The organism is Mycetohabitans sp. B3 (genome assembly GCF_021498065.1).
GTDB lineage: Bacteria > Pseudomonadota > Gammaproteobacteria > Burkholderiales > Burkholderiaceae > Mycetohabitans.
Genome location: NZ_JAHLKN010000035.1, coordinates 1 through 15,338, shown reverse-complemented (window position 1 = coordinate 15,338; position 15,338 = coordinate 1). Strand labels below are relative to the sequence as shown.

Genomic DNA, 15,338 nt, shown 5'->3' with positions numbered 1-15,338 from the left:
ACTGGAATTTAGTTTCCTGCAATACGCCGCTGCCATAAAATTGTTAGAAAAAAAGCGACCACGCTTGCCACTGTCCAGCTTGGCGCGCCGTGAATCGAAATCAGTAATGCGTCAATCAATGCCATGCCAGCGATCAGTTCGCCTGTGGCGCTGCGCAAATCGCACGTCTTAGCGCGAAAGGCCGCACGCTGAAGAAGCCATATTGTCCAACACGCAAACGCCCCTAGATAGCCCCATGCCCATCGATGGATCGGCAAACTCATTAGCGCATACACCAGCGGCGCCGCGAGTCCAAGCACGGGCACAAAACGAATCATTGGGCCGGTGAACTGCTGCTTAGCAGCGTAGGTTAGGCCCACTGTGTAAGCGAATAAAATAACCGAGCCTTGCGATGCGGGTTGGGACAAGGTGCCGTTTGTGAAAGCTAATGCACTGATAATATAAACCAGCATTCGGCACAGGCCCATGATCAACGGACCCAATGGGTTATCTTTATGATACAAGTTATAAAGTATAACCAAATGCGCTAAAATAACACCGCTGGCAAAAGTACCACTTCCTTGTGAGGCGAGCAATAGTACGCCCGCACCGAGCATCGCCAAGCCACTGACCGATACCGTCGAAACACTGATTTGACCCGCAGGAATCGGTCGTTCTGGCCGCTCAATCACGTCGATCGCTCGATCGCATACGTCATTGAGAAACATACCAGCGGTGTAGATCAGCGACATCGCTAATAACAAGCATAGCAAAGTGAGAGGGTGGATGGACTGGCCAGTAAGTACCGCACCAGCAATGACATTGCTCCATACAGTGGGCAGGTTGGAAACGCGCCCCAGACGTAAAGCGACATGCCAGTTGATCATTTCAGCTGCTCCTGGACCCATTGCAACTCATGCGAGATCGCTTCGACAAGGCTGCCATTCGACTGAGTACGTTCGGTATGATGCGGCTGATAGACAGCCGGTAACGCATGCCACGTATAAGTTTCCACTTCCAGATGAGTCGAAATCGGCGTATCACGTTGCATTGCCAACATGGTCTTTAAGAACGTTTGCGTGCTCTCAAATGGTCCCACGGTGTTGGCCCATACAGGCACATGAAAATGAATGCGCCATTCGCATTCGATATCGGTGTTCTCATAAACCGATGGAACAGTATTGAGGGCACTAAGTGCATCAGGCAGATCAATCATGCGCTGTAGCTCGGTGTTGGTTTCAGCTGTACGGCGCTCAATCACTTGATGTAAATACACCTGTTCGGCGAATGGCTGCAGCGCGCGTGCATGCGATGCACACGGGCGAGGAACGCGCAGCCCGGCACTGAGTTGTAACTTGGCGATGCGGATCCCCGCGTGCCTAAAGCGGCTTATCATATCGTTCGGATCTTCGAACTCGACAGCGGCGTGGCACGTGTCAATGCACACGCCTAAATGACGTCGGATCAACGCGAGCGCCGCAGCGTCGTCTAGTGCACATGCGGCTGCAATGTGCTCAGTCGCGGTGGCGTTGAGCAGATATTCCTCAAAAAACGTAATGGTTTCGGTTGTGGTTTCCAACAGGCAACACGGCTCTGGCTCTAGCGCCAGCGTGATACATCGCCCTGTTTCCTGATGTAGCCGATGCAGCATCACTGCATGCTCAAGCAGTTGCTTAGCCATCACGGGCCGGCACTGAGGATCGTCAGCAAGATGCGGTTTGAATCCCCCGGCAATGGTGCTGATACTGCCTTCGATATCTTGATCGTCGGGTAAGAGTTGAGCCAGCAGGCGAGCCAGTCGATTGCTGTATTCAAGCCGCCGCGGATCGCGCCAATCCGGCAGATAGACCGCATCTTTAACAGATTGCTGGTGAAAATGACCAAAGGGAAATCCGTTGAGCGTGAACACATATAAATCATGCGTTTGCAAGAAAGCTTTAAATTGTGCAAGCGCGATAGAGTCGTCCAGTTCGCGAGCCGCCAGCTCGGACAGCCACAATCCAACACCAAACGGTGCGTGGGGCGAGACGCGCGCCTTGATCTGGGGCAGATAGTGGCCCAATGTGGCACGCACTTCAGACCAGCTTTGTGCAGGATGAACATTGGTGCAATAAGTCAAATGGGCCCGTTGGGAGGGTGGCATGGCATCCAAACACAACGCATGAGGTTTTCCGATATCGGTCCGATCCATAGGGTCATCCGGTTGCGCGGTCTCGAGATTAACGAAACCGCGCCAGGGTGGGTTGGCTCAGTCTTTCAACGTGTCTTCGCTGACTTAGCCGGCATTTGCGGTTCGCTTTTCTTGCCGTCCGTACAGTCGGTTGCAAAAAGACAGCACCATGGCGGATGAGGATTATCTCTTAGCTTCGCTTTGACTTTTTGCCAAACTTCTTCTCCTGGTTTTTCAACTTTGAAATTTTTGAAGTTTTGACTGACAATGGGGGCGTTAGGGTATGGGACACTCCGGTCTCCCGAGAAAAAGAAAGATTGCGGCACTTTATATTTTTTATAATCCGTAACGAATTTGTCTCTCCAGAAAGCATAGCCAAACAAAATATCGCCAGGCACGATTATTGAGTAAGCTTGAATCTTGCCTTCAAGATGCTGACTTTGCTTGGAATCGTAAAGCAAATGCTTAATAAAATCGCGCCTCGGCGGATGATTGTCTAGCGAAAACTGACAAATTTCCGGCATGCCCTGAGGTCGGTCCTCAACGTAAGTAAGAAAATAGGCTTTATTACCTAGTGATACAAAAGAACAGGTGTATTTATTATCATGCGGAAAAATTGGCAAGCATCGCTTGTCATAATGCTCCATCATCGCGCCTTGCCCATCCTTGTCTGTCGGTATGTAAGTCGAATCGTAGACTGTCCAGCCGCTTGAAATTTCATAGTCTTCGATGGGCTTTAGATTTCTTGGAGGATCGTCGTATGGCGGTGAAAATGTGTCATAGTTTTTGAACACCCGATACATGGTCCAATCGCTAGTCCAATACTCAGGGAATTCCGGCTCTGGTTGAGGCCGCCCAGTTTGATGACTGTAATCACATTCTGAACCGGGCGTGTTGCAACCTTTTTCGTTATGTACTCCGTTTGTGGGATAAATATGCCGTTCGCAGATTTCTTTATCTTTCCGACTCTCGCAAACGTCACCCGTCGTATTGAGGAAGACCTGATTATAAGGTTTGCCTGTACCTAACGCTGAGGCCATGCATGCTAAAGTTAGCAGCAACACCAAAGCCGATTGAGACCATAGCTCGTGTAGTTTTGCGCTATGAGTTTTAAGCTTATACCATCTCATGATAAACCTCCTTTCTCTCAATGTGCAAACGATGTCTATCTTGCTCTTGTAACCAGTCGATGGCTGCATTGGCTTCGCACTCGTCAATGGTGTGGACTTCCACGCTTTGCCCGATTTGTTTAATTAATGTGACGGTCAACTCGCCGCCCAAATGTTCACGGAACTCAGTGAGCCCTTCCAGCACCTGTCGCCGTCCAGATTGATCGCGTGCATCGAGCGCGTCGTGCCACAAACGGAACCCCAGATGGTTCAGCAACGTGTACATTGCAGCCAATACAGGCTTTTCCAACAAACCTATGGCCACTGCATAACGGGTATCTAGTGCGAGGCCAATCGCGACGGCTTCACCGTGCATGAGCGTATGGGCGCTTAGGGTCTCCAATTTGTGCGCTGCCCAGTGCCCAAAATCAAGCGGGCGTGCACTGCCCGATTCGAATGGGTCACCGCCTTGACTGATATGCTGCAAGTGTAGCTCGGCGCAACGGCGAATCATCCATTGCATCGCGTTCGGCTCAAAATTCGCAAGCGCACTGGCATGGGCCGTCAGCCAATCGAAGAAGGTCCGATCACGGATTGCAGCGACTTTAACCGCTTCGGCCATGCCCGCGATGCAATGCCGTGCAGGCAGCGTCGCGATAAAGTCAAAGTCATTGATTACCGCAAACGGTGGGGTGAAGGTGCCCAAGAAGTTTTTTACTCCAAAAGCGTTAATAGCCGTTTTAACGCCGATGCCCGCGTCATTCTGAGCTAAAACTGTCGTGGGCAACCGGATCAGCCGCACGCCGCGATGCGTCGTGGCCGCCGCGTATCCGACCGCGTCCAGCACCGCGCCGCCACCGACCGTTACAACACAGGCATGACGGTCGATGTGCTGATCGTGCAACCATTGTTGTAACGCGCGCACCGCGTCTGGCTCGTGCTTGAGTTGCTCCCCGCCAGCCAACACACGCGGCGCGTCAACCAATTCAAGCGTGTCTGCATGACGTAACGCATATGCTTGTAAAGCCTGGACGATAGCGGGATTGGCATTAGCCAGGCCGGCATCGACCACGGCAACGAAGCGGTGGCGCCGGTGCGGTTCCAGCCGGCAGATTGCTCGTTGCAACGTCAGATTGTGTGGGTCACTAAATACACCGCGGGTGAAATACACGGGATATTCAAACGGTACATTGAAACGTTGCATCACGCTATCGGTATCGACGGCATGGACAGACGAATTCTCGTCAATCGGTCCGTCTTCTTTCATGGATTCCGACAGACATTGCATGGCGATTCCTCTTTGGCAAGGGACAAAACGCTAAAATCCAAAGCAGTTTTTTCTCAACTCAGCGGACCGCAGTGACAAATTACGTTTGCCACTATAAATTTGAAATCTTGACTACCGTTTCAAGCCATTTAGTTTTTCAGCTCAATGCCAAGCATGTGAGCACCCCCATGACGGTTCGAGCAATATCGACTACTTTCTGAACTACCTGCTCTGGCTGACTGTCGTCATTCCAAATAACCATCCTCATTGCCAATAAGTTGTTCAAACATGTCTTTGAAAGTTCTCATACTGGTAACCTGGAAAAGAAACGCGCCTTACCGTGAAGCGGTGCACCCCCCTTACAAAAAATTTGGTCACACCTCCATCCACACGAATTATTCCCACTTGCCTACCATTAAGCAATGGACAGAAAGGGCAGGCGTTTTGAGCAATGATGATTACACCGTCTTGCCACCACACCCGCTCACTTGACTTCGAGGTGATCGGTTAGATCCCATCGCCGGGATCCACCAACTGATATTCGAAGCTCGGGCCGGTCACCACTTCAGGGTTGGGAATACCGGCCATCATGTTTTTAGCTTGGCCTTTCAGCGACATCATTAAACCGATCGCAATATTGAACTGCTCGGGTGTGGCATGGCCGTTAACCAGTTTGTTCAGGGCCGTTAATAGATTGGTATAAGCATAATTGAAGTTATTACAAGCCAGTTGCTGCGCTGAACCCGGTGGATAATTAGCAGCTTTCGGGTCAGTCGGAACATTATAGACACCCTGAGGATCGAACTGTATTAGATTACCCGAGTAGGAATAAGAGGGGGGAGGAGACGAATTTTTTAGTAGTTGCCTGCCCTTCTTGATTTGCATAAATCGGTAATAATGCGCGTAACCATTTTCCCCGGGCTCGTCAGGTGAATTACGAGTACCCTCGCCCTGCTGAATAATGGTTTCAATCGCCAGCTTCGCCGTCTTGACATTCGTGACGACAATCGACCCTTTCATTAGGTCCGGCCCAACCTGATTACGCGGCGGCTTAACAAACACGCTATCACCCATTAACTCAATAAAAATTTTAATAATTTCATAGAATTGACCAATCGTTATTGGTTGACTGGGTTCAGCGAAAAACTCCGGCTTGCCAAGCTTAGCAAAAAGCGCCATTAAACTTGGATAATCGAGGGGGGTTTCCGGTTCTTCAATAGTTAAAAAAGTGTCGAGTTGCTTCAGTGAAAACGGCGCAAGATGGACTTCCAGCCCCCCTTGCACGCCGCCCGGTAATGGCCCGGGATACTTGGGAATAAAATTGGGATGCCCGATATCTGGGTTACCACCTAGTGCGTTGAGAACATTCGACGCCAGCGTCATATGTAACATTTCTTCCATGACCACTGACAGCAGAATATCAGCAATCTCCTTGTTCTTTGATGCGTCCAGCGAATACAGCGCATAGAGGTAAGGGGGAATTGTCGCATGTTCCAGTTCAATTGCTCGCTGCAAGACGGAGCATATCGCTGACACAGGTTGAGCGGTTTGCAGGTCTTTCAGGATAGAGCGCTGTTCAAGGAGAATCATTGCGTAGCCTCTCAATGTGGTAGGACTGGGCGGATCAGCGCAAGGACAAACGACGGGCGCTAGCAGCGGCTTTGCCGCCTTTGGCAACAGTTTGTATTAGATTGACGGGTTGCGTGCCAGCGCTCAGCACCTGTGCAGAAGGGAGCGCGGGCGCGACACTCCCGAACGTAGGATTGCCCAGCCATGTCAGAATTGCGGCGCGTTTGGCTGGGGATAAATCCCGCGTTACCGGCATGTAGTTCGGATCAGTTGGGTCCAGACCGAATACCAGTTTGAGCAAAGAAGCATTTTTGACTATTTCATCATAGTTAGCCATGTTCAGAAAGCGGCTCATGATCGGGTACAAGTTGGCGTACTGTTGGAAAATGGGTTGGAGATCGGCCCAGGTCACCGGTTGAGCTGGCTTAAAGTCGTTCCATAGCAGAATGCTGATGAAGTTCCATGGATTCGATGGGCCGTTGTACTGTGTATCCGCAAATGCAGGCCGGATGCCATACACTTGGCCGTCGATACTACAGCCCGATTTAAAACAGCGCGGCATACCGGGATCGCTCGCGTCCAGTGTCAGCATCGCTACTCCCTCGCTGTTAGTGACGATGTTCCCCACGAAGTCTTTTGACAACGGTGTTGTCTCACCCGTTTCGCTATCGACGAACTGCAGCGCGGTCAGCGGCGTTGCAACGGGCGGTATGTCCGATGGATCAATAGAGTTGTCTGGCTGCAGTTCACCCGAATCCGGCGCGAAGCTCAGCTTAACGCCAGCAAGCGGTCGCCCCCATTGAATAGCGTAGACGGGAATTTGCGTCCGAGCGCCCGGACTGATGCGATAGACGAAGCGGTCGGCACGCACAAACACCCCACTCTTCCATTCGCTAATGGAAAACTTTTTGTCTTTGCTGCTCAGAGTCAACGGCGCCGCTGACACCGCTAACATCTGTGCTTGCGTTAGGGGAAGCTCGACCACACCGGCGGTGAGGGGGTACCAGTTTTCATCAGTATAGCCCTTGGAACCTTTTGAAAGGACACTACCTAGCACCTCTGGGTTGCCATCTGGTTTTAATACACTGAGCGTCAAATCGCCCAGGTCGTTTATCCCACCGCCCGGTTTGGATGTGCTCAGCGCGTTGCCCAGATCGAGAAAGATAGCGCCGGCGTCATTGCTCTTTTTAACAATCTGAGCCGAAAAAAAATTGATGCCGCCTTTAGGTTTAAAAAAGTGGCTTTTCTCCGAAGACTCATCTGCCATGAACTGTCGACCTATCACTATGCTCCTCGGTTCGGACTTTTCCGAAGGTCCAATTGTGCCGACGATACGCCCGCACGCGAATTCGGCTGACTTAAAATCCATGTTAAAGCCGTCAACGTTAAATTTGATCGACAGTTGAGTGGAACTCGCATTCTTCAGAGCCTTCAGGAAGTTCGAGTCCGATACGTCGCCCCATTCCAGGTTGGTCAGCACAGATTGGTACATGGCGCCGGCAATCTGGTCGCCTTGCGATTCGTTGGTAGCTCTGTCCCAGATATCGAGGAACGGTGCAGGAGAAAAATTCCCGCACATTAGCGTATTGCCGTTCACGTCGGTGATACGCACTTGCAAGCCCCAGATCTCAGAGACCAACTGCTGATAGGGGTCCAAATCCACCAGTTTCGCGCTGACTCTGCTGTTTGAGTCCGCAATCAGGTATTTCCGGACCGGGTCGTCGGAATCAACGGATCCGGATGGCAACCAGGCCGATGTAACCTTGCATCCGAGCAGCCGCCACGCAGCATCGCCGGACGGATTCCACCACCCATTGGCTGCTGTTTGACTCCGCATTTCTTGATAACTCGGCAGAAACGTTGCATTATTGAAGTGTCCAGCATCATTGTTGACGGTGGATACGTTGGCTTGAAACTGGCCAGCAAAGTGCAATCGCAATGGGTTGAGGTAGCTCATGGTATTTTTGCCGTAGGAAAATAAAGAAACATTGCTCGAAATTTTTCAAAATGGCTTGACCAAACTAACCAGGTTAACTTCCACATATGCGCAAACATCGACGCTAACATTTGGAATAGCGATACACGCGTCATAGAACTGTCGCAGCGCAGCGGATCCTAGTAAAGTACCTTGGCAATTTGCTTTGCTGCCTAAGGCGGTACATTCCACATTGGGCCGGCATAGCCCCACGCGAGCGCGGCGCGCTGAATCACGCCCCACTCACCGTCGGGATCCTGACGGTGATCTGAATAGCCACCCTCGTTGCCAATAAGCCGGTCAAATGTATTCATACTGGTTTGTCTAGGCAAGCAACGCGCCGCACCGTGAAGCAATACATGCGCCTGTTGGGAAACCTGCGTTATGCCCGCGCGTGGCGAACCTTTCTCGCTGCTTCAAAACCGCGAGCCAGGGAAACGCGTCTGTCTTGGACAATCATCACATCGTCGCCACTACCCCTACTCAAATGACTTCAAGGCGGCACGGGCTTGCGTACTAAAAAACAATTACTTGAAACGAGGCTACCGTTTTTATTCATTGTTACATCCTAAATTTGCATTATCAAAAGACAGCAAACCTTTAAAAGCATGGTCGTTCTGTCTGTTGATAATGACCCTTTCTCTGTCCACCAATCCCGCCTGAGGACCGCAAAAATCACTTACTTGTTTATCAAGTCATCTGAACTCGATAAGGCACCGCACCACCAATAGAACAATGCACTATTTCGAATAAGCCACCGAAGCGAGGGTGACTTACCAATGCTTACGGGCATGTGCACCTTTACAAATTAGGGTACTTTGTTATTGTGCTCACTCCAAATATCGCTTTCATGAAACGGCAGTCGCGACTGCCCACGAAAAACGTCATTTTCTGCTGTCTGCACCGCGAACGGGGTAAAGCCATGCTATTATGGGCACCGTTTGCTAAGAAGGTAAAATCACTATATACATAAATTTCGATCAACCCAAGAAGATTCTCTTTTGCTAAACCGCCAAATCAAATCAAAAAAAAACCAATTAGTTCATAAGCTAAAAAATCCAAGGCAAATTTAAAACAATAACCGTAAAGATGATCAAATGTTTCTTTTTAATAAACATCAAGCAGAGCGTTGGTAGCGATAGGATTTTAAGCAGTTGCTACATTGACGGCCTTCATGATGATCTATCCAAGAAAAGCTTCGTCGAAGCCAGCTGGATGTAAAACTCAGATGGCCGGCGACCGAAAAGCAAGGCAATGGGCGCCCACTGCCGCCCATTCGCCACCCGCTCGATCATGCGGCACGGCGCGATGTGCTGGAGACACAGGCGCGACACGTCAACGTACAGCAACCCGCCAGTGAGCGGACCGACCGGGCAAGTGCGCTCACACACGCAATCGGGCTTCTTTGCGTGCTACCTGTGCCGCAACCCCAGATCGTCGATGACATCGGCCAGTGGTACCAGCAGCACGTTAAAAATGGCTTTCCCCCCCACTTTGTGTAAACCTGCAGGTGACAATGACGCAAGCCGGTACCGCATCACTCGGATAATCAGCATGAATTTTTCTTTCCTTCAACGCCTGTTGCCCCTCCCGACATGCGCATTCTCGGAGGGGAGATGATCGGCCATCAGCTCATCGTTGCACTGAAACATCAAGGGCTCGTTGCGCACTGCACGGCGTGTGGAGCGACCAGTTCCCGGATACACGGAGGGTACTGACGACGCGTTGAGGATCTACCGTGTAGCGACCATCGCATCACACTGGAAATCCAGGTGCGGCGCTTTCGTTGCGATAACACAATGTGTCGCCGGCGAACATTCGCCCAACGCCTTGCGCCATTCACTGCGCGTCAGCAGCGCCGCACAGCCCGGGTGCAGACGACGCTGTGGCATGTGGGCTTGGCGCTTAGTGGCGCCACGGGTGCACGCCTAGCACAGCGGCTGGGCATCTCGATCAGCGGCGAAACGATACTTCGTTTGCTCAAACGCAACAGCCAAAAGCACGTCGCGACGACATCCAACCTTACCCTAGTTGGCGTCGATGACTGGGCATTCAAGCGCGGTCATCGCTATGGCACCCTACTGGTCGATCTCGAGCAACGGCGCCCATTAGACCGGTTGCCCGATCGTGATGCGACATCGGTGGCGAACTGGCTAACAGGAAACCGCGCAATCCGAATCGTATCGCGCGATCGCGCTGGTGTTGACGCCGAAGGCATCACCCGTAGCGCGCCGCAAGCCATACAAGTGGCCGACCGATAGCATCTATTGAAGCATCTTGGCGATGCCATTGAACGCGCGCTGGGCCGCTGCCAGCGGCCTACCCGCGAAGTTGCACGCTCACTCGATCACGAGCACGCTTCTGTCGCATTGCCAGCGATCGAATCAAATGCGCCCGGCGTGGCAACAACATCGCGCGCAAAGGAGCAACAAGCGCAGCGGCGCAAAGCGCGGCTCGCACGCTATGAATCGGTCATGCACCATTATCGAAGCGGGATGGCAATCCGGGCGATTGCGCACCTTACAGCATTGGACCGGCGTACGGTGCGGCATTGGACCAATGCCGGTGGTTTCCCTGTGCGGGCGCAACGGCTACCCGCAGCCAGCAAATTGGATCCCTATCGAGCATCTCTTGTCCAGCGCTGGCGTGAAGGCTGCCAAAACGCGGCGAGCTTGGATCGGGAAATCGTGGGCCAAGGGTTCAACGGCGGTTGCGACATCGTACGCCAAGCCCTTCGGCCTTGGCGACAAGCCTGTGCAATCACGCAGCAGCTGCGTACTGCTGTGTTGCGAGCGGTGCCCTCCACTCGCCGCGTAGGCCCGCTGGTTAATGGGTCGGGGCACGGTCGCGCTCACCAACGACGATAAGCGGCACGTCCAGCGCTTTGTTCAATGACTCGCCGAGCAAAATCCCCAGAGAGCAGCAATCCGGCGGCTGTCGCTCCAGTTCACTGACATGGTCAAGCGCCGCGCACATCAAGCTTTGGCAAGCTGGCTGCGTCAAGCCCAGGCCAGCGGTGTACCAGAAATGCAGCGGTTTGCAGCCAAGCATTGGTCACGACTACGATGCCGTACACGCCAACTGTGCCAACATGATCAGCGCCATCGACCAACCTACGACTTTACGCGGTCCATGCGTTTAATTTACCGCTTATGCTTTAAGAAACCCATATCGACACCATTTACGGTAACGTCAGCAGTGGCAAACGTGCGCTACGGCAGTCAATTGCTGTCGGACACGGTGAGGCTAATTGGTCCGCAACTATGAATCGCCCCGGGTTTCGTCTCTGGATTCCAGAAGCAATTCAGTGACCGCTCCGGTGACCCGACGGGTATCAGGTAACTGATAGTCAGTCCCCGCGATGCGGTCTACGTCAGACGTGTGGCCGTTGATATAAAGAACTCAAAAAGGCCGATCGACAAGCTACAAGCCTGACGTATCTAGACTGCGAGCCTGGTGTGCGCGGGCCGGCCAGAATGGGTCCGGCTCGCAATGGCCTCGGTAGGCATAGCGGAGGTCAAGCTGAGCGCGTGAATGGCGGTAGGTCGCTTGTACCGCATGGTCGTATGCGGCGAGCGCATGGGGGTTGCCGGCCATGCATTCCCGAGTGGCGTGAGCCGCCGCGAGAGCTGAACCGAAAGCCTGGGCCAGCCCTTGGCCGCACAACGGGTCGAAGGCCGTTGCCGCATCGCCGACTGCCAGCCAGCTATCCGCCGCGCAGCAGTTCAGCCGCGCGCTGGACGCGTCCATGACAAACATCTTCGACGTGGCCGTGGCAGCCAATCCAGGGTACAACTCTTCAAGAAGCCGCCGCAAGACACGCTTCAACGCATCCGGCCGGCCTACACTATCAAGCGGGTCGGCCACCATCGCCACACGCGTGTCATCGGCTGGGCCGTCAGTACGGTACCACCACCCATGAGGGGTCGCAGTCAGGTGCAGATATGGGTCGCGCTGAGGCGCATGACGTTTCAGCCGTGCTGCAGCCGCAATGAGCTTGTCGTCGACGATGCGGCGGGCACCCAGCCGGCGGGCCAGTCTGCTAGCGCGGCCCGTTGCGTCAATGACAAACTTCGCTGTGACGACCTGCGTCTGGCCGCCGGATGCCAACGATAACACGTAGCCTGAGGTGTTGCGTGTCACACTTGCCAGAACGGCTTCCTCTAGCCAACGGCAGCCATTGATCAACGCCAGGCGTTTGAGTGCTGCCACCAATCGCGGCGGATCAATCGCCCAGCCGCAGACACCGCGCAAGCCGTGGTCTGCGAGATCGGGACCCATCGAGGGCCAGTGCGCGACCACGCCGTCGCACTGCGCTGCAATCCCTGCTGATGTTGCAAATAAAGAGGTTAGCTCAAGCGCATCCAGTACCGGGTTCGCTTCGGGCCCCATTACCTCGCCAGCCTTCCGGCTACTATGGCCGGCGATCACCGTGACGGCGAAGCCCCAGCCGGCTAGAATCCGCGCGACTGTGGCACCCGCCGGCCCGCCGCCGGCGATGGCCACATCACACGTTTGCGTGATGTTGTCACTCATATCTCGCCACGGTGGTAAGTTCGGCGGGGCGGCCGACTTTGCCCCGGCTGAGTCAGACCCATTGCCTTAACGGCTGACGGCGTCGGCGAGGCAAGCCGCTCGATCGCGGCCATGAGCATGACTTTGTCGTTCGAGCCCGCATGATCTGGATGCCGACCGTTTTCGACGTGGGCAATTTCCGGCAGGCCAAGCGCCTGCAGGTGCGTTGGCGTACCGGTCGGCAACACCATTCCCAACTCCCACCAATTCTGCACCATATTGTCAATACGCTCATAGTAGTTGCGCCCGTTAATGTCACGGGTCCAAACCTCGCGGTAAGTGGCATGCTTGAGCTTCTGCATCTCGAAGCTTGCCTCATCGACGGCACGCGACCAGGCTTCAGCGCTTAACACTTGGTTGGGAACCCGCGCGCCCCAGTAGCTGGGCATTGATAAGTAGGTGGACGGCGAGTATTCAAAATCGGAGAGGCAGGAGGCCTCGTCGGTGTGCCACGGGACGCCTAGCCAACGCGTCAGCGCACCTGGTGCCACTCCGCGCAGTGGTCCGTCGGCGCCCAGGCAGATCTCCGGCGTTAGCTCAGGCCCGAAGTCCTGCCGCGCCGATCCTTCTTCGTCCAGTACGTTCAGCCGGTAGGGCCCAGCCCACAGGGACGCTCGCCGCATGATCCAGGTTAATTCGATCCCAGGATGAAACGGGCCGCCGAGGCATTCGTACAGCGGAGCGCGCGAAAGATGCTCGATTTGTGCGGACGGAGCCAGCTCGTCAAAACGCGGCGGTAGCGGCTCGCCCTGCCAGTCGTTAATAAAGTCGCCTTTCGCCCAGGCCGCGAGGTGGCGGTACATGGTCGAGGTGACCGCTAACAGCACGCGGGCATGGTCGACACTGCCGCCATCGTACGCATCGCCGTATAGATAAGGTAGCTTCGAGCGATCAGTGGCGCCGCCCACCGCGGGATCGCGAAACAGGCCAAAGACAGCTTCACGCCAAGCGCGCCCCTCATGCGAGGTGTCGGTGAGCCTTTTAAGCACTTTTGGATTCCGTGCATCTAAAGGTGAGCCGAATCCATGCGCCATGAAAAGGCCGTGATTGACCCATTGCATCGCAGTCAATCTGGAGAAGATTGGCCAGACATCACGGGTAAAACTTGTTTGGGGCGGCAGTTCAAGCCAACCTTCCGCGGCGAACATATCACGCACCACGTCGTCCATCGTCACAACCCCAAACAGCCCGGGCGCATAGTTAGGGGGCGCCACCGAAACATAGCCCGGTGTAGCCTCAAACGATTTGCCGCCGACCGTAACGTGCGCGCGCACAGTTCCGTCGGCCACGTCGTCAAACCACAAACTATTGTTAGCGAACGTCGTTGGCTTGGTTCCCGCCCAGCGAGGAGCGGCCCGACCATGCCCGCCCAAAAATAATAGCCGGCCTTGAGGATCAGTGCGTAACTCGCCCAAGTAGACGGTTTTGTCAAAGAACTGCCCTTCGAATATATAGCCTGCGCCCGACACACCGCGACCTTCAATGGACTGCGGCGGCGGCGTGATATCGAGGCGAAAGCGGCCGGACGATGTCTCAGCGTTCCGCTTCACTGCGGGCTTTGCGAGGCCGTCGGGTAAGTCAAGTGCGTTCGTGAACTCATACCAGCCGGCCTTCAGGTTGGCGATAGCCACCCGCCATTGAATCTGGATTCCGTCGTCTAGTGTTAGCTCACGCACTTGCCCTGAGGCAAGCGTGGCATAGACGCGAAAACGCACGGCCTGGCGCTTGATCTCGCCATTTGCGTTGCGCAGCACTCCCGGATCCGCCGGCACACCGCCAATGACTTCAGCGGCAGTGAAATAGTCCGAGTCGCCTTGAGCGTTGCCGACGCGCGCGATACCCAGCGGTGGATAGATCGCTATCTCTACGATCGACGCCGGATCAAGCGCGTTGCTGCTGTTGCTATTCATATGCCACCTCAGTAGTTTAAGTCAACTTCTTGCTCGGAGAAAAGCTCGTCCTCAAAACCCGTGCTGCGCAGCACGCGTACCTTCACGGCGTTGACGCCTGGAAACTGGTTGCGGTCGATCTCAGCGTGCGGCGTCTCGCGTCCCACGGCAATAGTTTGCCAAGTCGACTTCCCCGCAGGACATACCTATACGGTATAAATGACGCCATCCTGTGGCGCTGCCGCTTGCGCACGCAGGGCGCTACGGTTGGGTTTGCCCGGCAGTGGCGCGTCGATCGACAGCGGTGACAAGCCGCCGGAGATCTCCGAGGCAGCACGCGGCTCGGCTGCCTCGAAACAACTCACCTCAGTGCCGTTATACAACAGCGCAATCCGTTTCATGCCGGGTGTCACCGGGATGTCCTCATTAACAAGGGCTGTTTTAGGCAACGTGTCGTCTGCACAACTTGACACCTGGATAGCCGGGCGAAACCGGCGCAGCTCTTGACCACCGGAATCTTGAATCGAGATGTCAAACGCATCGAGAACTTAGTGCTTGAGTCGTGGCATAAGTGTCCGGATCGGTCGCGAAGCTGGTAATCACGGCAGCCTGCTTTTTTGCCATTGAAGACGAACCGAGGAAGAATTCCTTTGCGCTCAAGACCATCGCAATCAGTACACCCTCAATATTGCCAAGCACGCCAAAAGCAAACTCTTTGACCTCTATGTGAAAGAACAACAAACAGAAGTGCGCGCCAATCACCAGAAATAGGGCGCCTGTGTATAGATAGGCGAGGTTACGCGGG

General features: G+C 54.2%; 14 protein-coding genes and 1 pseudogene. 1 reads left to right on the top strand and 14 read right to left on the bottom strand.

Translation table 11 applies throughout. The annotated features are described in order from the left end of the window. Positions 1-8: 8 nt before the first annotated feature. The 8 genes from KQH55_RS10130 to KQH55_RS10095 form a co-directional block, all read right to left on the bottom strand. Positions 9-866, bottom strand: coding sequence for a UbiA family prenyltransferase (locus tag KQH55_RS10130; protein WP_170872353.1), 858 nt, complete (start codon positions 864-866; stop codon positions 9-11). Further along, positions 863-2,170 (bottom strand): metabolite traffic protein EboE, encoded by a 1,308-nt coding sequence (eboE, locus tag KQH55_RS10125; protein ID WP_235090751.1) that lies wholly within the window; start codon positions 2,168-2,170, stop codon positions 863-865. Before eboE ends, KQH55_RS10130 begins: the two co-directional genes overlap by 4 nt. A gap of 65 nt (positions 2,171-2,235) precedes the next feature. Beyond that, the gene (locus tag KQH55_RS10120; RefSeq protein WP_139337300.1) at positions 2,236-3,279 is read right to left on the bottom strand and encodes a hypothetical protein; all 1,044 of its coding nucleotides are present in this window, start codon (positions 3,277-3,279) and stop codon (positions 2,236-2,238) included. Then, positions 3,266-4,546, bottom strand: a complete 1,281-nt coding sequence (locus tag KQH55_RS10115; RefSeq protein ID WP_235090748.1) for a 3-dehydroquinate synthase — start codon at positions 4,544-4,546, stop codon at positions 3,266-3,268. The genes KQH55_RS10120 and KQH55_RS10115 overlap by 14 nt, the downstream gene beginning before the upstream one ends. A 486-nt stretch (positions 4,547-5,032) precedes the next feature. Further along, positions 5,033-6,115, bottom strand: a complete 1,083-nt coding sequence (locus KQH55_RS10110) for a ferritin-like protein (protein ID WP_076794409.1) — start codon at positions 6,113-6,115, stop codon at positions 5,033-5,035. 34 nt (positions 6,116-6,149) lie between these two features. After that, entirely contained in the window at positions 6,150-8,051 is a 1,902-nt protein-coding gene (locus tag KQH55_RS10105) for a hypothetical protein (RefSeq protein WP_235090746.1), read from the bottom strand. Positions 8,052-8,242: 191 nt separating this feature from the next. Next, complete coding sequence (locus tag KQH55_RS10100; protein ID WP_170872354.1) at positions 8,243-8,383, bottom strand: glycosyl hydrolase 108 family protein; 141 nt, start codon at positions 8,381-8,383, stop codon at positions 8,243-8,245. A 1,098-nt stretch (positions 8,384-9,481) separates the two neighbouring features. Continuing rightward, positions 9,482-9,625, bottom strand: a complete 144-nt coding sequence (locus KQH55_RS10095) for a hypothetical protein (RefSeq protein WP_170872355.1) — start codon at positions 9,623-9,625, stop codon at positions 9,482-9,484. Between the two features lie 243 nt (positions 9,626-9,868). Here KQH55_RS10095 and KQH55_RS10090 point away from each other — a divergent pair, with 243 nt between their 5' ends. Next, positions 9,869-10,330, top strand: coding sequence for a transposase (locus KQH55_RS10090; protein ID WP_083703610.1), 462 nt, complete (start codon positions 9,869-9,871; stop codon positions 10,328-10,330). A 565-nt stretch (positions 10,331-10,895) separates the two neighbouring features. Here the strand turns inward: KQH55_RS10090 and KQH55_RS10085 are convergent. The 6 genes and pseudogenes from KQH55_RS10085 to KQH55_RS10060 all read right to left on the bottom strand — a co-directional run. Then, entirely contained in the window at positions 10,896-11,120 is a 225-nt protein-coding gene (locus KQH55_RS10085) for a hypothetical protein (protein WP_076794412.1), read from the bottom strand. 372 nt (positions 11,121-11,492) lie between these two features. Beyond that, a complete protein-coding gene (locus tag KQH55_RS10080; RefSeq protein WP_235090743.1) occupies positions 11,493-12,605 on the bottom strand; it encodes an NAD(P)/FAD-dependent oxidoreductase in 1,113 nt (370 codons plus the stop codon). Next, entirely contained in the window at positions 12,602-14,554 is a 1,953-nt protein-coding gene (locus KQH55_RS10075) for a LodA/GoxA family CTQ-dependent oxidase (protein WP_235090741.1), read from the bottom strand. The genes KQH55_RS10080 and KQH55_RS10075 overlap by 4 nt, the downstream gene beginning before the upstream one ends. 8 nt (positions 14,555-14,562) lie before the next feature. Further along, positions 14,563-14,700 carry a hypothetical protein gene (locus tag KQH55_RS10070; RefSeq protein ID WP_170872357.1) on the bottom strand — a complete coding sequence of 46 codons (138 nt, stop codon included), beginning with the start codon at positions 14,698-14,700 and terminating at the stop codon, positions 14,563-14,565. A gap of 39 nt (positions 14,701-14,739) precedes the next feature. After that, positions 14,740-15,006 carry a hypothetical protein gene (locus tag KQH55_RS10065; protein WP_235090739.1) on the bottom strand — a complete coding sequence of 89 codons (267 nt, stop codon included), beginning with the start codon at positions 15,004-15,006 and terminating at the stop codon, positions 14,740-14,742. A 58-nt stretch (positions 15,007-15,064) separates the two neighbouring features. Further along, positions 15,065-15,338 (bottom strand): annotated as a pseudogene (locus tag KQH55_RS10060) (hypothetical protein); the annotation flags it as partial.